Source organism: Kocuria rosea (assembly GCF_006094695.1).
In the GTDB taxonomy this organism is placed as follows: Bacteria; Actinomycetota; Actinomycetes; order Actinomycetales; family Micrococcaceae; genus Kocuria; species Kocuria rosea.
In genome coordinates this window covers 857,740-875,436 of sequence record NZ_CP035103.1, presented here as the reverse complement: position 1 = coordinate 875,436, position 17,697 = coordinate 857,740, and the positions used below count along the sequence as shown (strand labels likewise).

Below are 17,697 nucleotides of genomic sequence, written 5' to 3'. Positions count from 1 at the left end.
GCGGCGCCGCGACGACCCCGAGGAGACCCCATGAGCGCCGGCGACCACTTCTACCTCGACAAGGCGGATCCCGGCAGCTGGCGGGCGCTCAACGGCCTGGCGCGCAAGGTCGCCGCCGCGGCCGAGGACGCCGGGCTGTCCCGGGCGCTCGTGGAGCTGCTCAACATCAGGGTCTCCCAGCTCAACGGGTGTGCCTACTGCCTCGACCTGCACACCGGCTACGCCGTGGAGGCCGGAGTGAGCGCGCAGAAGCTGGCGGTGCTCCCCGCCTGGCGCGAGACGGAGCTCTTCGACGACCTGGAGCGGGCCGCGCTGGCCATCGGGGAGTCCGTGGCCCTGCTGCCCGACGAGGAGACCCGGCTGGCGGAGCTGGCGGTGGCCCGGGCGGAGCTGACCGACGAGCAGTACTCGGCGCTGCAGTGGACGGCGGTGGCGATCAACGCCTTCAACCGGGTCTCCGTCCTCTCCCGCCACCGGGTCCGCCCCCGTGCGGCCGCGTCGGAGGGGCATCCCCCGGGAGAACGGGCCGCGGAGGAGCCGGCACCGGACGCCCCGCGCACCCCGTCGACCGTCGCGGGGGGCACGGCGTGACCAACCTGGACGTGGACCCGCAGGAGCTGCTGTGCTCCGAGGCCGTCGGGGCCGGCGCGCAGCTGCTGGCCCCGCGCGAGGTGCCCCTGGGCGGGCCCCGCGCGATGACCGTGCGCCGCACCCTGCCCCAGCGGCAGCGCAGTCTCATCGGGGCGTGGTGCTTCGTCGACCACTACGGCCCCGACCTGGTCTCGGAGTCCGGGGGCATGCGGGTGGCACGGCACCCGCACACCGGCCTGGCCACCGTGAGCCTGCTGTTCACCGGCGGGATCGCCCACCGGGACTCGGCCGGCTACGACGCGATCGTCCGGCCCGGTGAGGTCAACCTGATGGTCGCCGGACGGGGGATCTCCCACCAGGAGTTCTCCACCCCCGGCACCACGCTGCTGCACGGGGTCCAGCTCTGGTACGCCCTGCCGGAGGCGACCCGCCACATGGCACCCACCTTCGAGCACCACGCCCCCGAGCCGGTGGTCGGGGAGGGCACGGAGCTGCGCGTCTTCCTCGGCTCCCTGGCCGGCAGCACCTCCCCGGTGGACACCTTCACCCCGCCGCTGCTGGCCGCCGAGGCCACCCTGCGGCCCGGCGCCCGGCTGGAGCTGGAGCTGGACCCGGCCCTCGAGCACGGCGTGCTGCTCGACACCGGCGACCTGGCGCTCAACGGCGCCCCCGTGCCGGTGGACCACCTCGCCTACCTCCCGGTCGGGCAGGGTCCCGTGGTGCTGGAGGCCGGCCTGAGCCCGGTCCGGCTGCTGCTCATCGGCGGCGAGCCGCTGGGCGAGCAGATCGTGATGTGGTGGAACTTCGTCGGCCGCAGCCACGAGGAGGTCGTCGCCCACCGCGCCGCCTGGCAGTCGGAGATCGACGCCGAACCGGCCCCCGCGCCGGCCTCCGGCAGCTACGAGGACGGGGCGCCGTACCCGCGCTTCGGCCCCTACCCGGCGGAGCAGCCCGCCCCGCTGCCGGCGCCGCCGCTGCCCACCGTCCAGCTGCGGCCCCGCGGCTGAGCCCGTCCCCCAGGAGACCACCATGGACACCTCCGCCGTCACGGTGCGGAACAACCCCGGCCGGCAGCGCTACGAGCTCCTCGACGGGGAGACCGTCATCGGCTCGGCCCACTGGGTGCCCTTCGAGGGCCCCGGCGGGCCGCAGCGGATCTTCTACCACACCACCGTGGACGACGCCTACAGCGGGCAGGGCCTGGCCTCGAGACTGGCCCGGGAAGCCCTGGACGACACCGCCGGGGCCGGGCTGACGGTCGTCCCGGTGTGCCCCTACATCAAGAAGTGGCTGCACAGCCACCCCGACCACCAGCAGTACGCCGTGGCCGTGCGGCCCGAGCACCTCGCCGCCGTCCCGCGGCACGAGCAGCAGTGAGCCCGTCACCCGGGCCGGAGCCCGGGGGCGCCGGCCCGCGGCGGCCGGGACGGGAGCCCGGGCTCAGCCCCGCTGGGCCGCGATGAGATCGAGGAAGTGGGCGCGCATCCGGGCCCGGTCGGGCTCCACGCCGGTGATGAGCCGGAACGCGTCCACCGCCTGGCCGACCGCCATGTGGCCGCCGTCAAGCACCTGGCACCCCCGGGCCCGGGCCGCGGCGACGAGCTCGGTCTCCACCGGCAGGTAGACCACGTCGGCCACCCACTGCCGGGCCTCCAGCAGGCCGGGGTCCACGGGGGTGCCGGGGTGGTGGTGCATGCCCACCGGGGTGGCGTTGACCAGCCCGTCGGCCGCGCGCACCAGCTCCGGCAGCGTCTCGGCGGTGGCGGCCGCGACCTGCTGCCCGGGGAAGAGCTCGGCCATGGCGGCGGCCCGCTCGCCCGCCCGGGCGGGGTCCACGTCGAACAGGTGCAGGGTCTGCACGCCGGCGCTCAGCAGCGCGGAGGCCACGGCGGAGCCGGCGCCGCCGGTGCCGACCTGGACCACGCGGTCCTTGGCCGCGCCGGGGAGCACGGCCCGGAACCCCGCGGCGAAACCGGACACGTCGGTGTTGTGGCCGACGAACCGGCCGTCGCGGATCACCACCGTGTTGACGGCCCTCAGCGCGGCCGCCTCCGGGGCGACCTCGTCGAGGTGGTCCAGGACCAGCTGCTTGCACGGGTGCGTGATGTTGAAGGCGTTGAACCCGAGGTCCCGCCCGGCCCGCAGCAGCTCCCCCACGTCCTCGCCCGGGCGGCCGATCACCTCGAGGTCCACCGGACGGTACAGGTAGTGCAGCCCGTGGTTCCGCGCCTCGGTCTCGTGCATCGGCGGGGTGAGGCTGCGGGTGATCCCGTCGCCGATCAGGCCCACGAGGTAGGACTCGGAGGTGGTGCTCATGGTGGGCTCCTTGCGGGGTGCGGTCAGGACGCGGCCGCGCAGACCGCTCTCGGCGCGGCACCGGTGCCGGTGGCGCGGAGGGCATCGCGAGCCGTTGGGACGCCCATCACAGTACACCGGGAGGACGTGCAGGACCCGCTTTGCACTCACTGTGTGAACACGGATGCCACAGTGTGGAAGTGATTCCCACCGCGGGGACGCCGGGCCCGCGCCGGGGCACAATGGGCGGCGAGGCAAGTGCCACGGCCCCGCCGACGGGGCCCACGAACTGCGGAGGGTGACGTCATGAGCGTGCTGGGCGAACTGGGGGCGGCGCTGGCCGCCGGGACCGTGGAGATCGTGGACCTGACCACCCCCCTGGACCGGGACACCCCGATCCTGCGGCTGCCGGAACCGTTCGCCAACACGGTGGGCCTGTCCATGACCCCGGTGAGCGCCTACGACGAGGCCGGGCCCGGCTGGGCGTGGAACGACCTGACCCTGGGCGAGCACGCCGGCACGCACCTGGACGCGCCCGTGCACTGGATCACCGGCCGGGACGGGAGGTCGGTGGACCGGATCGAACCGGCGCGGCTCGTCGGGCCGGCCGCCGTCCTGGACCTCACCGCCGAGGCGGAGGCGGACGCGGACGCCCTGCTGGAGCCCGAGCACCTCGAGCGGTGGGAGGCCGAGCACGGGCGCTTCCCCGAGAACTGCTGGGTGCTCCTGCGCACCGGCTGGTCCGCCCGCGCGGACGACCCCGAGCGCTTCCTCAACGCCGACGCGGACGGCCTGCACGCCCCGGGGCCGTCGGTGGCCGCCGCCGAGTGGCTCGCCGCCCACCCGCACGTGAGCGGTTTCGGCGTGGAGACCGTCGGCATCGACGCGGGCATCGCCGGCGGCTTCGACCCGCCCTTCCCCGCCCACCACCACCTGCTGGGCCACGACAAGTACGGGCTGACCTCCCTGCGCCGCCTCGACCGGCTGCCGGTCCTCGGGGCGCAGCTCGTGGTCGCGCCCCTGCCGGTCGTGGGCGGCACGGGCAGCCCCGCCCGGGTGCTCGCCCTCGTCGAGCGGGCCGGGGCGTGACCGGCACGGTCGCCCAGCTCGTGGGCCGTGCGCTCGCGGAGCTGGGCGTGGGGCACGCGTTCGGCGTGGTGGGCAGCGGGAACTTCCACCTCACCAACGCGCTCATCGCGGCGGGCGTGCCCTTCACGGCCGCCCGGCACGAGAACGGCGCCGCGACCATGGCCGACGCCTGGGCCCGCACCAGCGGGCGCGTCGCCGTGGTCACCACGCACCAGGGCTGCGGGCTGACCAACGCGACCACCGGCATCGGCGAGGCCGCGAAGTCCCGCACCCCGCTGATCGTGCTCACCGCCGACACCCAGGCCGCGGCCGTGCACTCCAACTTCCGGATCGACCAGGACGCCCTCGCCCGGGCGGTGGGGGCGGTGGCCGAGCGGGTGCACTCCCCCGCGAGCGCCGCGGCCGACGTCGCCCGGGCCGTCCGGCGCGCCCGCAACGACCGCCGCACCGTGGTGCTCAGCGTCCCGCTCGACGTCCAGGCGTCCCCCGCCCCCGAGGGCGCCGTGGTGCCCGCGCTCCCGCCCGCGCCGCGCGTACGCCCGGACGAGGACACCGCCGAACGCCTGGCGGGGATGCTGGCCGCCGCGCGCCGGCCGGTGTTCGTGGCGGGACGCGGCGCCCGGGGGGCCCGCGCCGAGCTGACCGCCCTCGCCGAGCGCTCGGGGGCGCTGCTGGCGACGTCGGCGGTGGCCAAGGGCCTGTTCGCCGGCGAGGACTTCGACCTCGGCATCTCCGGGGGCTTCTCCTCCCCGGCGACCGCGGAGCTGATCGGGGCGGCCGACCTCGTGGTGGCGTGGGGCTGCGCCCTGACCATGTGGACCACCCGGCACGGGCGCCTCCTGGGCCCCGAGGCCGCGGTGGTGCAGGTGGACCTCGAGGAGTCCGCCCTGGGCGCGCACCGGCCGGTGGACCGGCCGCTGGACCTCGGGGTCGTGGGCGACTGCGCGCTCACCGCCCGGGACGTCCTCGCCGCGCTGGAGCACGACGTCCTGCGGACGGGCGGCACCGCAGGAGAGGGCGCCGCCGGGCCGGGAGCCGCCGCCCCGGCGTCGTCGTCCTGGCGCACGCCCGAGCTGGCCGCGCGGATCGCCCGGGAGGCCCGGTGGCGGGACGTCGCGTTCGAGGACCTTTCCACGGCGGAGCGGATCGACCCGCGGGTGCTGTCCCGCGAGCTGGACGCGATGCTGCCGGCCGAGCGGGTCGTGGCCGTCGACAGCGGCAACTTCATGGGCTACCCCAGCCAGTACCTCTCCGTGCCGGACGAGCGCGGGTTCTGCTTCACCCAGGCCTTCCAGTCCGTGGGCCTGGGCCTGGCCACGGCCATCGGCGCCGCGCTGGCGCAGCCGCACCGGCTGCCGGTGCTCGGCACGGGGGACGGCGGTTTCCTCATGGGGATCGCCGAGCTCGAGACCGCCGTCCGGCTGGGCCTGCCGCTGGTGTGCGTGGTCTACGACGACGCCGCGTACGGCGCGGAGGTGCACCACTTCGCCGGTGACGGGGACGCGCCCCTGGACACGGTGGTCTTCCCGGACGCCGACATCGCCGCGATCGGCCGGGGCTTCGGCGCCGACGGCGTGGTCGTGCGCTCCGCCGAGGACCTGGCCGCCGTGCGCACCTGGCTCGACGGGCCCCGGGACCGGCCCTTGGTGATCGACGCCAAGATCGCCTCCGACGGCGGGGCGTGGTGGCTGGCCGAGGCCTTCCGGGGCCACTGACCCGGCTCCCGCGCCACGAGGTCACCGCCGGCGGGACGGGCCCCGCCGGGACGGATCAGGCCCCGGACCGGCCGTCCTCCGCCGCGTCCCGCCGCAGCCGGGTGATCCGCACCCGCTCCACCCGGCTGCGGTCCACGGCCAGGACCTCGAGCCGGTAGCCGTCCACGTCGACGACGTCCGCCGGGCGCGCCACCCGCCCCAGCCGGTCCATCACGAACCCGCCGACCGTCTCGTAGTGGCCCTCGGGGATGACGAGCCCCGCCTCCACCGGGACCTCCTGGATGATCAGCCCGCCGTCCACGAGCACGGCCCCGCCCTCGCGCAGCACCGTGTCCTCGTGCTCCCGGACCCCGGCGTCGAACTCGTCGTAGATCTCGCCCACGAGCTCCTCCACGAGGTCCTCCAGGGTCACGATGCCCGCCGTCCCGCCGTACTCGTCGACCACCAGCGCGATGTGGTGCCCGTCCTTGCGCATGGCCTGCAGGGTGCGCAGCACGTGGTTGGTCTCCGGCAGGAAGGGGATGGGCCGCACCACGTCCCGCAGGGTCCGCGGAGGGGCCTCGATGACCCCGTCGCCGTCCTGGTCCGCGACCACGAGGTCGCGGATGTGCACGAAGCCCAGGACGTCGTCCACGCTCGTGCCGAGCACGGGGTAGCGGGAGTGCGGCAGGGCCAGGGCCGTGCGGTAGGCCTCCGTGACGGGCAGGGTGCCGTCCAGGAAGTGGACGTCGGGGCGCGGGCGCATGACCTCGGCGAGGCGGCGCTCGCCCGCCTCGAAGACGTCCGTGAGGATCGAGCGCGAGACGGCCCCGATGCCCCGGGTGTCCACGACCATCTCCCGGATCTCCTCCGCCGAGACCTCCTCGGTGACGGCGTGCGGGTCCCCGCCCACCAGCCGGACCACGAGGTTCGTGGACACGGACAGCAGCCAGATGACGGGGCGCATGAGCGTGGCGAAGACGCTCAGCGGAGGGGCCAGGATCTTCGTGAAGCCCACGGAGCGCTGCATGGCCAGGCGCTTGGGCACGAGCTCCCCGAGGACGAGGGAGAGGTACGCGATCACCAGGGTCATGCCGATCAGCGCGGAGGTCTCCGCGGCCGCGGTGGACAGACCGGCCCGCTCGAAGACGGGGGCCACGTCCGGGGCGAGCGTCGAGGCGCCGTAGGCCGAGGAGAAGAACCCCGCCACCGTCACGCCGATCTGCACCGCCGAGAGGAAGAGGTTGGGGTCCCGGACGAGGGCGGCGGTCCGGGCGCCCTTGCGGCCCGAGCGCTCGATCCGCTTGACCTGGCTCTCCCGCAGGCTCACGATCGCCATCTCGGTGCCCGCGAAGACGCCCCCGACGGCCACGAACAGCAGGACCAGGAGGATGTTCACGATCGTGCTGTTGTCCATGGCGACCACAGTACCGGCCGCCTCCGGGACGCCAGGAGATCACCTGCTCGTCACGTCGCGTTGACCGGTTCGTCTCCGCGCTCCGCTTCGGTGGAGGGGCACTGTCCCCCCAGGCACGAGGAGCACCGTCATGACCACCCGTTCCCCCCGCACCCTGCGCGGCGCCGCCGCGGCCCTGTCCGCCGTGGCCGTGCTCGGCTCGGCGCTGCCGGCCGCCGCCGCCCCCTCCGGCACCGAGGACCCGATCGTCGTCGGGCACCGCGGCGCCGCCGGCACCGCCCCCGAGAACACGGTCCCCGCGTTCAAGGACGCCCGCGCCGCCGACGTCGACTACCTGGAGATCGACGTCCAGCTCAGCGCCGACGGCGTGCCGTTCCTGTTCCACGACAGCACCCCCGCGCGCACCACGGACGTCGAGGAGGTCTTCCCCGGCCGCGAGGACGACCCGATCACGTCCTTCACGTGGGACGAGCTGCAGCAGCTCGACGCCGGCTCCTCCTTCGACGCGCAGTTCGCCGGGGAGCGGATCCCCCACCTCGACGACGCCGCGCGGATCGCCACCGTCAACACCGGCGTCTACATCGAGATCAAGTCCCCGCAGAACTCCCCCGGCATCGAGCAGGTCGTGGCCGACGCCCTGGCCGAGGACCGGGACTGGGCGAAGCTGCTCGCGGCGGACAAGGTCACCGTCATCGGCTTCGACGAGGCGTCCAACCGGACCTTCGCCGGGCTGGCCCCCGACGTGCCCCTGCAGCAGCTCACCGGCAGCGTCCCGGACGCCGCCACGATCGAGCGGTGGGCCGGTGTCGTGGACTCCGTGGGCACGAACTACCGCACCCTCGACGCCGGCGACGTCGCGCGCGTCGACGCCGCCGGCCTGGCCCTGGGCGTCTACACCGTCAACTCCCCGGAAGCGGTCCAGCACGTGGTGGACCTCGGCGTCGACATGATCACCGGCGACTTCCCCCTCCAGACGGCCCGCCACCTGGACGGGCGCGACCCCTTCCCCGCGAACAACGGGATCCGGATCGAGGACTCCGTCAACGACGTCCCCGGCGACGACCTCCAGCCCGGGACCGGCGAGCACGTGGTGCTCACCAACACGGGCCGGACCGCCGTGGACGTCAGCGGGTACGTGCTGCGCGACGCCGCGAACAACGTCCTCACCGTGGGCGAGGGCTACGAGCTGGCCCCGGGCGAGCGGCTGCGCGTGCACACCGGACCGGGCACCGGCACGGAGGACGCCCACTACAACGGCGGCACCTCCGCCGTGCTCAACAACGGCGGCGAGTCCGTCGCCCTGTGGACGGACAACGGCCGGCTGCTGGACGTCTTCGCCAACTGATCCGGGACGCCCCCGCGCCGAGCGGGCCCCGCCGGCGACCACCGGCGGGCCCGCCCGGGCTCACCAGAGGTGGCGGCACTGCCCGTTCTGGCAGGAGAACTCGGGGGCGCGCCCGTCGGGCAGCATCATCGACGGGGACGCCAGCTCGACGTCGCGCGCCAGGTCCCAGTCGTCGGGCATGATCTGCACGTAGACCAGCTCGAACCCGGTGGCGCCGCAGCGCGGGCACGGCGCGGTGGTGCCGCGCAGACCGTCGGACGGGGTGGTGCTCATGGCGGGCCTCCCGGGGAGAACGGCCCCGGGCGCTCCGGAGCCGGTGGGCCCAGTGTAGTGGGCGCACCGGCTCCGGACGCGGCCGCGGGCCGGCTCAGACCCTCGTGCCCGCCTCCCGCTTGGCGCGCTGGATCTCCTCGTAGACGTGCCCGCGCAGCTCGGTGAACCGCGGCAGGCCGCGGGTGGTGAGCTGGTCGCGGTCGTCGGGCAGGTCGATCGGGAGGTCCTCCTGGACCACGGTGGGCGAGCTCGAGAGGATGATGACGCGCTCGCCGAGGTAGACGGACTCGTCGATGTCGTGGGTCACGAACAGCACGGTCACGCCCATCCGGTGCCACACGTCCCGGATGAGGTCCTCGAGGTCGGCGCGGGTCTGGGCGTCCACCGCGGCGAAGGGCTCGTCCATCAGCAGGATCTTCGGCTGGTAGGCGACCGCCCGGGCGATGGCGACGCGCTGCTGCATGCCGCCGGAGAGCTGCCACGGGTACTTCTTGTCCGCGCCGCGCAGGTCCACGGCGGCGATCGCCTCCTCCACGAGCCGGTTCCGCTCGTCCCGGGCCAGCCTGGCGTTCTTCAGCGGCAGCTCCACGTTCTCGCGGACCGTCATCCAGGGGAACAGGCTGCGCCCGTACTCCTGGAAGACCACGGCCATGTCCTTGGGCGGACCGGTCACCTTCTCGCCGCCCAGGAGCACCTCGCCGGAGGTCGGCGCCATGAGCCCCGAGATGCACTTGAGCAGCGTGGTCTTGCCGGAGCCGGAGGGCCCCACGAGGCACGCCAGCTCGCCGCGGCCGAGGTCGAACGTGAGGTTGCGGACCGCCTCCACGTCGCCGTGGTCGCTCTGGTAGATCTTCTGCAGCCCGCGCACGGACAGCAGCACGTCCTTCCCGCCGGTGCGTCCCGCGCCGGCGTCCGAGACCCCGGTGGCGGTCGCGTCCGTGCCGGTCCGGGGTGCGGTCGCGCCGCCGTCCACTGCCGAGCTTCCTGATTCAGCCTGCATTCTCCACCTCTTTCAGGCCCCGGTACCAGGCGAGGACCTTGCGTTCAACACGTTGGAAGACGAACGCCAGCACCACCCCGATGAGACCCAGGACGGCGATGCCGCTCCACATCTCGGGGATGGCGAACGATCGCTGGAACTGCACGATGGTGAAGCCGAGCCCCGAGGACGAGGCGAACATCTCCGAGATCACCATCAGGATCAGCCCGATCGACAGGGCCTGCCGGATGCCGGCCATCATCTGGGGGCTGGCGGCGGGGATCACCAGGTGGACGATCCGCGACCACCCGTGGATCCCGTACGAGCGCGCCGTCTCGTTCATGACGGAGTCGACCGAGCGCACGCCCTCGATGGTGTTCAGCAGGACGGGCCACACGGACCCGAGCACGATCACCACCACCTTCATCTGGTCGTTGACGCCGATGAGCAGCATCAGCACGGGCACCAGCACCGGCGGCGGGATCGCCCGGAAGAACTCGAGCACGGGTTCCAGCAGGTTCCGCAGCCAGCGCACCGACCCGATGACGAGCCCGGCGACGACGCCGAGCAGGATGGACAGCGCCAGCCCGACCAGGAGCCGGCCGATGCTCGGCAGCACGTCGTCGAAGAACCGGTCGCCGAACCAGACGTCCACGAACGTCGTGGCGAACTCGCCCGGCTCCGGGACGTAGAAGTTGGTCGTCGTCAGGGTGTAGGCCCACCACAGCAGGACCAGCAGGACGGGCAGCGCGAGCGCGTAGCCCAGGGTCTTGACGAGTCTCACACCGCCACCTCTCCGCGGACGGACGAGTGCCAGGCCAGCGCCCGGCGCTCGAGCGCCCGCATCCCCAGGTTGATGAGCACGCCCAGCAGCCCGGCCGTGACGATGAACGCGTACATGGCCGTGACGGCGCCGCCGGACTGGGCCAGGGAGATCTCCCGGCCCAGCCCCGGCGTGCCGATCACGAGCTGGGCGGTGACCGCCAGGATCAGCGCCACGGCCGCCCCGAGCCGCAGCCCGGTGATCACGTAGGGCAGGGACGTGGGCCACGTGACGTACCGGACGCGGGCCAGCGTCCCGAGCCCGTAGCTCTTGGCCGTGTCCTGCGCCACGGTGTCCACGTCCCCGACCCCGTAGAGGACCTGGATGAGGATCTGCCAGAAGGACGCGTACACGACCAGCAGCAGAGTGGACTCGAGCTGCACGCCGAACAGCAGGACGGCCAGCGGGATGAGCGCGACCGACGGGATGGGCCGGAGGAACTCGATCGTGCTGTGGGTGGCCCGGCGCAGGAACGTGCTGCTGCCGATGACCAGCCCCAGGACGATCGCGGCGACCGCGGCGATCAGCAGCCCGAGGAACCAGGCCCGGACGGTCTGCCAGACCGCCAGCCAGAAGCCCGCCGAGCCGAGCTGCTCCCCGAGCTCCAGCAGGACCGCGCTGGCCGGGGGCAGGTACCGGGGGTCGACGATCCCCGTCAGGGGCAGCAGCTCCCAGGTGAGCAGGAACCCGAGGATCCCCAGCACCCCGAGAACCCCGGGCCCCCAGGCCCGTCCCGTGCGCTTTCGTGCCATGTCGTGCTCCCTCCCTCGGGTGCCGGGTCCGCGGACGGCTACGGCAGCAGCGCGTCGAGGTCGGGGGCCTGCTCGAGGGTCCCGTACTCCACGGCGGCGTCGCCCAGCTTCTGCAGCGCCTCGCGGTCGAACTCGGTGCGGAAGCGCGGCAGGGCCATCTCGGCGCGCAGCTCGTCGCTGATCTCCGTGTAGGTCCCGACGATCTCCCGGACCGCGTCCGGGTTCTCGTTCGCGTACTCGAGCGAGCGGTTCATGGCGTTCTGGAACTTCTCCACCAGCTCGGGGTCCTCCTCGAGCTTCTGGGCGGTCGTGAAGTAGCCGGCGATGTCGAGCTCCGGGTCGAACTCCACGAAGTTGTAGGACACCGCGCGGGCGCCCTCGTCGAGGACCTGGGTGAGGAACGGGTCGAGGATCCAGGCCGCGTCCACCTGGCCGCGGTCGAGCGCGGCCGGGGCGTCCGGGAAGCCGACCTCCACGAAGTCGATGCTCTGCGGGTCCCCGCCGGCCTGCTCGACGACGTGGCGGATCGTCGTGTCGCCGATGTTGTTGAGGTTGTTCACCGACACCGTCTTGCCGGCCAGGTCCTCGGGGCCCTGGATGTCCGAGTCGGCGGGCACCACCACGGCGCCGAAGTCCCGCTCGGTGTCGCCCGAGGTCGTGGTGCCGTTGGCGACGTACTCGAGGTCCAGCCCCTCGCCCTGGGCGACCATGACGGACAGGGTGTTGCCGAAGGCGAAGTCGAAGTCCCCGCTGACCACGCCCGGCACGGCGGCGGCGCCGCCGCTGGTGGTCTGGATGTCGAGGTCGATCCCCTCCTCCTCGAAGAAGCCCTGCTCCTCGCCCAGCCAGATGGCGGCGGTGTCGACGATGGGGATGACGCCGACGGTGACGGCCTGCATCTCCCCCTCGGCCTCCGTGCCGCCTCCGCCGTCGCCGCCGCCGCACGCGGCCAGCGCCAGTACGGATCCTGCTGCTCCCAAGCCGATGAGCGGTCGCCGCATCGTGCCTCCCCTGTGTCGTCCGGTGCCCGTTGTGATGGGGATCACTCTAGTGACGTAGCATTCACAAACCAGTGCATGTTGTCGATGGACCGATGTATGACATCTATGAGTCGCTGACCGAGGAGGGGTGCCGTGGAGCTGGACCTGAACCTGATGCGCGTGTTCTGCACGGTCTACGAGCAGGGCAGCGTCACGGGGGCCGCCGCCGAGCTGCACCTCACCCAGCCCACGGTGAGCCACGCTCTGAAGAACCTGCGCCGGCAGTGCAACGACCAGCTGTTCGTCCGGGAGGGCCGGGGCCTGAGCCCCACGCCGTTCGCGCGGAGCATCTTCCCGCAGGTCAAGGCGGGGATCGCCCAGGTGACCGCGGCCGTCTCCTCGGGCGGGCTGTTCGACCCGGAGACCGCCCGCGAGCGCTTCACCCTGGCGCTGACCGACCTCGGGGAGCTGGCGTTCCTGCCGTCCGTCATGGTGGCGCTGCGGGAGCAGGCACCCGGTGTGGAGCTGACCGTGCTGCCCCTGGACGTGGAGCGCGTCCCGGAGGACCTGCTCCGCAACCGGGTGGACGCCGCGATCTGCGCCCCGTACATCGGCGGGCCCGGCATCGTCCGCACCGTCGTCGGCACCGACGAGTACGTGGTGATCGCGGCCCGCGGCCACCCGCGGGTCCGGGAGCGGCTCACGCTCGAGCAGTTCGCGGAGGAGCCGCGGATCCGGCTCGCCCCGTCGATGGGCCACGACCTCGCCGAGGTCGCGGCGGAGCGGGCGGGCGCCCCGGGCAGCACGGCCCTGCGGCTGTCCCACTTCACGGGCCTGGTCTCCGTGGTGGAGCGCACCGACTGCCTCGCGGTGCTGCCGCGGTTCCTCGCCGAGACGCTCCAGGAGGCGGCCGGGATCCGGGTCTTCCCGCACCCGGTCGAGATGCCGGTCCTGCAGCTGGCCGCCTACACCCGCGAGACCGCCCACCAGCGCCCGGCGCAGCAGTGGTTCGCGCGGCTGGTCGTGGACACGCTGCGGGAGTCCGTCTCGCCGGACCCGTCGGCGCCGCTGCGGCCCGGGCCCTGGCATCGTCGCCGTCTATGAGGGGATAGAAAACATCGACTGGCCGTGCCCCCGGCCCCCTTCTACTCTCGCGGTGAGGCGGCACGCCGGTGCCGCGTCCCGATTGGAGCGCAGCGTGACCACCATCCGTGCCAGGACCCACCGCTGGATGCAGGCCCGGGGCCTCGACACCGTGTTCGGCAACCCGGGCTCCAACGAGCTGCCCTTCCTGCGGGACCTGCCCCCCGGCATCCGGTACGTCCTGGGGCTGCACGAGGGAGTGGTCGTGGGCATGGCCGACGGCTACGCGCAGGCCACGGGTCGGCCGGCGCTCGTGAACCTGCACTCGGCCTCCGGCACGGGCAACGCCATGGGCGCGCTGACCAACGCCGCCAGCTCGCACACCCCGCTCGTGGTCACGGCCGGCCAGCAGGTGCGCGCCACGATCGGCGCGGAGCCCATGCTCGCCAACGTGGCGGCCCCGGACCTGACCTCCCCGCTGACGAAGTGGGCGGGCGAGCCGCTGTCCGCGCAGGACGTCCCCCGCATGCTGGACCAGGCCCTGTGGGAGGCGTGCACCGGGTCCCGCGGCCCCACCTACGTCTCGGTCCCCTACGACGACTGGGACCGGGAGTCCGCCGACAACGACGACTACCTGCTGCCCCGGCGGGTGGTCGAGGGCCTGCACCCGGCCCCCGAGCACGTGCGGGAGATCGCCGGTCTGCTGGCCGGAGCCCGCCGGCCCGCGCTGGTGCTGGGCTCCGAGGTGGACGCCGTGGCGGCGAACGGGGTCAGCCGCGAGCTCGCCGAGCTGCTCGGCGCCGACGTGTGGGTGGCGCCCTCCCCCTACCGGCTCCCCTTCCCCAACCGGCACCCGCAGTTCCGCGGGGTCCTCCCCGCCTCGGAGCGGGGCGTGCACGCCGCCCTCGAGGAGAACGACGTGGTCCTGGTGCTCGGCGCCCCCGTCTTCCGCTACCACCAGTACGAGCCCGCCCGGTACCTGGCCGAGGGCACGCAGCTGCTGCACGTCACGGAGGACCCGGGCGAGGCCGCCCGGGCGCCGTTCGGGACCTCGTTCGTGGCCGGGCTCGCCGCGACGGCCGCGGCCCTGGTGGCCGCCCTGCACGAGCGGGACGGCGGGGCGCGCCCGGCCGCCCCGGTCGGGTGGACGGTGCCGCCGCCCGCCCGCGAGCCCGTGGACGGCGTCTTCCACCCGGGCGCCGTGTTCGAGGTGCTGCGCGAGACGGCGCCGGCGGACACCGCCTACGTGGTGGAGTCGACCTCCACCAACGGGGACTTCTGGAGGCACATGGACCTGCGGGAGCCCGGCTCCTACTTCTGGCCGGCCTCCGGCGGCCTGGGCTTCGGGCTGCCCGCGGCGGTCGGCGTGAAGCTGGCCCGGCCGGACCGTCCGGTCATCGGGGTGGTCGGCGACGGGTCGGCCAACTACGGGATCACCGCCCTGTGGAGCGCGGCGCAGTACCGGGTCCCGGTCGTGTTCGTGATCCTCAACAACGGCACCTACGGCGCGCTGCGCTGGTTCGCGGGCATGCTGGGCACGGGGGACGTGCCGGGGCTGGACGTGCCGGGCATCGACTTCCTGAGCCTCGCGCGGGGCTACGGGGTGCCCGCGCAGGCCGCGGGCACGGCCGCGGAGCTCGCCGACCTGGTGCGGCAGGGTCTCGCGGCCGAGGGCCCCACGCTCATCGAGGTCCGCACGGAGCTGACCACCCCCTGAGCGGCGCCGCGCGCCGGGGGCGGCTCAGCGGCAGGAGACCGTGAACACCCTGGCGTCGCCGGACAGCTCGACGGTGCCGGGGCCGCCCCGGTGCAGCAGCGACTCCCCGCCGGCCAGCTCCCACTCCCGGCCGGCGGCCCGCACCAGCACCCGGTCCCCGGTGCTCAGCAGGACCGTGGTGCCCCGCAGCCCGACGGGCACGGCCCGTCCCGGCACGAGCTCGTGGGCGGTCAGCGACAGCCGCTCGTCCCACAGGGGGTAGACGCGGCGGCCGTGCTCGTCGGCGGCGGGCTCGACGACCTCCGGGGCCGCCTGCTCGTCGGCCAGCACGGCGAGCAGCTCGGCCACGTCCACGTGCTTGCCCGTCAGCCCGGCGCGCAGGACGTTGTCCGAGGAGCTCATCACCTCGATCGCCGTCCCGGACAGGTACGCGTGGAGCTGCCCGGCCGGGGTGTGCAGGGACTGCCCCGGGGCGAGGCGGACGTGGTGCATGCACACCGCGACCAGCAGCCCGCGGTCGCCCGGGTGCCGGTCGTGCACGTAGCGGACCAGCGAGGCCACCGGGTCCTGCGGGCCCGCGGCGCGGGCCGCGTCGACGGTCGCCGCCACGGCGGCCGCGGCGGCGTCGTCGTCGAGCGTCAGCACGGCCGGCAGCACGGGGCGCCCGCCGGCGGCGGCGTCGCGCAGCCAGTCCAGCCCCAGGCGCGCGGCGGTGGCGCGCAGCCGGTCCGCCGGCTGCACCCCCGTGAGCAGCTCCACGTCGGTGAGGGCCACGACGGTCTCGGGCTTGGCGGAGCGGTCCTTGTAGTTGCGCCGCGGGTCGTCGAGCGGGATCCCCGCCCGCTGCTCGCGCTCGAAGCCCGCCTCGGCCTGCTCCGGCGAGGGGTGCACCTGGATGGACAGGGGGGCGTCGATGGCCAGGATCTTGAGCAGGAACGGCAGGCCCTCCAGCGGCTCGTCCCGGCCGTCCCGGACGACGACGGAGGGCGCGGAGGGGTGCGCGCCGACCCACAGCTCGGCCTCGGGTTCGGGGCTCGGCACGGGTCTGCCCTGGAGGCGGGCCAGCACCTCGCGGGAGCCCCACGCATAGTGCTGGACGGGATTGCGCATGCGGAGGATCTCGACCATGCTCGTCATCCAATCACAGGACCGCCCGCGCCCCGCGGCACCCGGGAGCGCCCGTGGCCTAAGATCACCCCTTGTGACTATCGATCTCTCAGCTTCGTTCAAGGCCTACGACGTGCGCGGCATCGTGGGCGAGTCCATCACCGCGGAGACGGTCCGGGCCACCGGCGCCGCGTTCGTGGACGTCCTGGGCCTCGCCGGCCTGACGGTCCTGGTGGGCGGCGACATGCGCCCCTCCTCGCCGGAGTTCGTGGACGCCTTCGCCGAGGGCGCGGTCCGCCGCGGCGCGGACGTCGTGAAGATCGGGCTGATCTCCACCGACGAGCTGTACTACGCGTCCGGGACGTTCGGCGCCGCCGGGGTGACCTTCACGGCGAGCCACAACCCCGCCGAGTACAACGGCATGAAGATGTCGAAGGCCGGGGCCGTCCCGGTCTCCTCCGAGACGGGCCTCTACGACATCCGCGACCTCGCCCAGCGCTACCTCGACGACGGAGCGGTCCCGGAGGCCCCCGTCCCCGGCACGGTCACCGAGCGGGACGTGCTGACCGGCTACGCGGAGTACCTGCGCTCCCTGGTGGACCTGTCCGGGACCCGCCCGCTCAAGGTGGTGGTCGACGCCGGCAACGGGATGGCGGGGCTGACCACTCCCGCGGTGCTGGGCGACGCCGTGCTGGAGCCGCTGCCGCTGGAGGTCGTGCCCCTGTACTTCGAGCTGGACGGCACGTTCCCCAACCACCCCGCCAACCCGCTCGAGCCGGAGAACCTCGTGGACCTCCAGCGGGCCGTGCGCGAGCACGGCGCGGACCTGGGCATCGCGTTCGACGGCGACGCCGACCGCTGCTTCGTGGTCGACGAGCAGGGCGGGGCCGTCTCGCCCTCGGCCGTCACCGCGCTCGTGGCCGAGCGGGAGATCGAGCGCGCCCGGGCGGAGGGCGTGGAGAACCCGGTGATCATCCACAACCTCATCACGTCCCGCGCCGTGCCCGAGCTGGTCACCGCCCGCGGCGGCCGCCCCGTGCGGACCCGGGTGGGCCACTCGTTCATCAAGGCCGTCATGGCCGAGGAGGGCGCCGTGTTCGGGGGCGAGCACTCCGCGCACTACTACTTCAAGGACTTCTTCAACGCGGACACCGGGATGCTCGCCGCGATGCACCTCCTGGCCGCGCTGGGCGAGCAGGACGGGCCGCTGAGCGAGCTGATGCACCAGTACGACCCGTACGCGGCCTCCGGTGAGATCAACTCCACGGTGGAGGACAAGGCCGGTGCCGTCCGGCGGGTCGTCGACGCCCTGGCCGGCCGGGACGTGAGCGTGGAGGAGCTGGACGGCACCACGCTCAGCTGCCCGGACGAGGGCTGGTGGTTCAACCTGCGCCCCTCCAACACCGAGCCGTTCCTGCGCCTCAACGTCGAGGCGAAGGACCCGGCGACGATGGAGCGGGTCCGGGACCGGGTGCTGGACATCGTGCGCGTCTGAGACCCCGGCACGCAACGGGGCCCCGCCGGACGAGCCGTCCGGCGGGGCCCCGTGCGC

General features: G+C 74.0%; 17 protein-coding genes. 9 read left to right on the top strand and 8 right to left on the bottom strand.

Features of this window, described 5'->3' with window-relative positions; genetic code table 11:
* The first annotated feature begins 30 nt into the window (after positions 1–30).
* Genes EQG70_RS04040 through EQG70_RS04030 form a run of 3 tightly spaced genes read left to right on the top strand, consistent with a single transcriptional unit; the run spans position 31 to position 1,968 of the window.
* Positions 31–591, top strand: coding sequence for a carboxymuconolactone decarboxylase family protein (locus EQG70_RS04040; protein WP_035927688.1), 561 nt, complete (start codon positions 31–33; stop codon positions 589–591).
* Positions 588–1,598: a pirin family protein gene (locus EQG70_RS04035; RefSeq protein WP_109242938.1), complete on the top strand. Its 1,011-nt coding sequence runs from the start codon at positions 588–590 to the stop codon at positions 1,596–1,598. Before EQG70_RS04040 ends, EQG70_RS04035 begins: the two co-directional genes overlap by 4 nt.
* A gap of 22 nt (positions 1,599–1,620) precedes the next feature.
* Entirely contained in the window at positions 1,621–1,968 is a 348-nt protein-coding gene (locus EQG70_RS04030) for a GNAT family N-acetyltransferase (RefSeq protein WP_095651254.1), read from the top strand.
* Positions 1,969–2,031: 63 nt separating this feature from the next.
* Here EQG70_RS04030 and EQG70_RS04025 read toward each other — a convergent pair whose 3' ends face one another.
* Positions 2,032–2,907, bottom strand: a complete 876-nt coding sequence (locus tag EQG70_RS04025; protein WP_017833453.1) for a shikimate dehydrogenase — start codon at positions 2,905–2,907, stop codon at positions 2,032–2,034.
* Positions 2,908–3,192: 285 nt separating this feature from the next.
* On the opposite strand from EQG70_RS04025, the gene EQG70_RS04020 reads away from it, so the two are divergent.
* Positions 3,193–3,975, top strand: a complete 783-nt coding sequence (locus tag EQG70_RS04020) for a cyclase family protein (RefSeq protein ID WP_095651255.1) — start codon at positions 3,193–3,195, stop codon at positions 3,973–3,975.
* Positions 3,972–5,690 carry a thiamine pyrophosphate-binding protein gene (locus EQG70_RS04015; RefSeq protein WP_095651256.1) on the top strand — a complete coding sequence of 573 codons (1,719 nt, stop codon included), beginning with the start codon at positions 3,972–3,974 and terminating at the stop codon, positions 5,688–5,690. Before EQG70_RS04020 ends, EQG70_RS04015 begins: the two co-directional genes overlap by 4 nt.
* Before the next feature lie 55 nt (positions 5,691–5,745).
* Here the strand turns inward: EQG70_RS04015 and EQG70_RS04010 are convergent, their stop codons facing one another.
* A complete protein-coding gene (locus EQG70_RS04010) occupies positions 5,746–7,086 on the bottom strand; it encodes a hemolysin family protein (protein ID WP_031283023.1) in 1,341 nt (446 codons plus the stop codon).
* Positions 7,087–7,216: 130 nt separating this feature from the next.
* Between EQG70_RS04010 and EQG70_RS04005 the strand changes: the two genes are divergently transcribed.
* The gene (locus EQG70_RS04005; protein WP_109268493.1) at positions 7,217–8,431 is read left to right on the top strand and encodes a glycerophosphodiester phosphodiesterase family protein; all 1,215 of its coding nucleotides are present in this window, start codon (positions 7,217–7,219) and stop codon (positions 8,429–8,431) included.
* 60 nt (positions 8,432–8,491) lie between these two features.
* Here the strand turns inward: EQG70_RS04005 and EQG70_RS04000 are convergent, their stop codons facing one another.
* The 5 genes from EQG70_RS04000 to EQG70_RS03980 all read right to left on the bottom strand — a co-directional run bounded on the left by EQG70_RS04000 (position 8,492) and on the right by EQG70_RS03980 (position 12,259).
* Positions 8,492–8,704, bottom strand: a complete 213-nt coding sequence (locus EQG70_RS04000) for a hypothetical protein (protein ID WP_017833937.1) — start codon at positions 8,702–8,704, stop codon at positions 8,492–8,494.
* A 94-nt stretch (positions 8,705–8,798) separates the two neighbouring features.
* A complete protein-coding gene (locus EQG70_RS03995) occupies positions 8,799–9,704 on the bottom strand; it encodes an ABC transporter ATP-binding protein (RefSeq protein ID WP_244296652.1) in 906 nt (301 codons plus the stop codon).
* Positions 9,694–10,467 carry an ABC transporter permease gene (locus EQG70_RS03990; RefSeq protein ID WP_109268494.1) on the bottom strand — a complete coding sequence of 258 codons (774 nt, stop codon included), beginning with the start codon at positions 10,465–10,467 and terminating at the stop codon, positions 9,694–9,696. The genes EQG70_RS03995 and EQG70_RS03990 overlap by 11 nt, the downstream gene beginning before the upstream one ends.
* Positions 10,464–11,258 (bottom strand): ABC transporter permease, encoded by a 795-nt coding sequence (locus EQG70_RS03985; protein ID WP_051063790.1) that lies wholly within the window; start codon positions 11,256–11,258, stop codon positions 10,464–10,466. Before EQG70_RS03985 ends, EQG70_RS03990 begins: the two co-directional genes overlap by 4 nt.
* 38 nt (positions 11,259–11,296) lie before the next feature.
* On the bottom strand, positions 11,297–12,259 hold the full coding sequence (locus tag EQG70_RS03980) for an ABC transporter substrate-binding protein (protein WP_035927715.1): 963 nt from the start codon (positions 12,257–12,259) through the stop codon (positions 11,297–11,299).
* Positions 12,260–12,391: 132 nt separating this feature from the next.
* On the opposite strand from EQG70_RS03980, the gene EQG70_RS03975 reads away from it, so the two are divergent.
* Together EQG70_RS03975 and mdlC are read left to right on the top strand one after the other, a co-directional pair.
* Positions 12,392–13,342 carry a LysR family transcriptional regulator gene (locus tag EQG70_RS03975; protein WP_017833932.1) on the top strand — a complete coding sequence of 317 codons (951 nt, stop codon included), beginning with the start codon at positions 12,392–12,394 and terminating at the stop codon, positions 13,340–13,342.
* Positions 13,343–13,436: 94 nt separating this feature from the next.
* A complete protein-coding gene (mdlC, locus tag EQG70_RS03970; RefSeq protein ID WP_031283236.1) occupies positions 13,437–15,038 on the top strand; it encodes a benzoylformate decarboxylase in 1,602 nt (533 codons plus the stop codon).
* A 24-nt stretch (positions 15,039–15,062) separates the two neighbouring features.
* On the opposite strand, the gene manA is transcribed toward mdlC, so the two are convergent.
* Positions 15,063–16,166 (bottom strand): mannose-6-phosphate isomerase, class I, encoded by a 1,104-nt coding sequence (gene manA, locus EQG70_RS03965; protein WP_241975610.1) that lies wholly within the window; start codon positions 16,164–16,166, stop codon positions 15,063–15,065.
* A gap of 73 nt (positions 16,167–16,239) precedes the next feature.
* Between manA and EQG70_RS03960 the strand changes: the two genes are divergently transcribed.
* Positions 16,240–17,640, top strand: a complete 1,401-nt coding sequence (locus tag EQG70_RS03960) for a phosphomannomutase/phosphoglucomutase (RefSeq protein ID WP_035927725.1) — start codon at positions 16,240–16,242, stop codon at positions 17,638–17,640.
* Positions 17,641–17,697 lie beyond the last annotated feature (57 nt).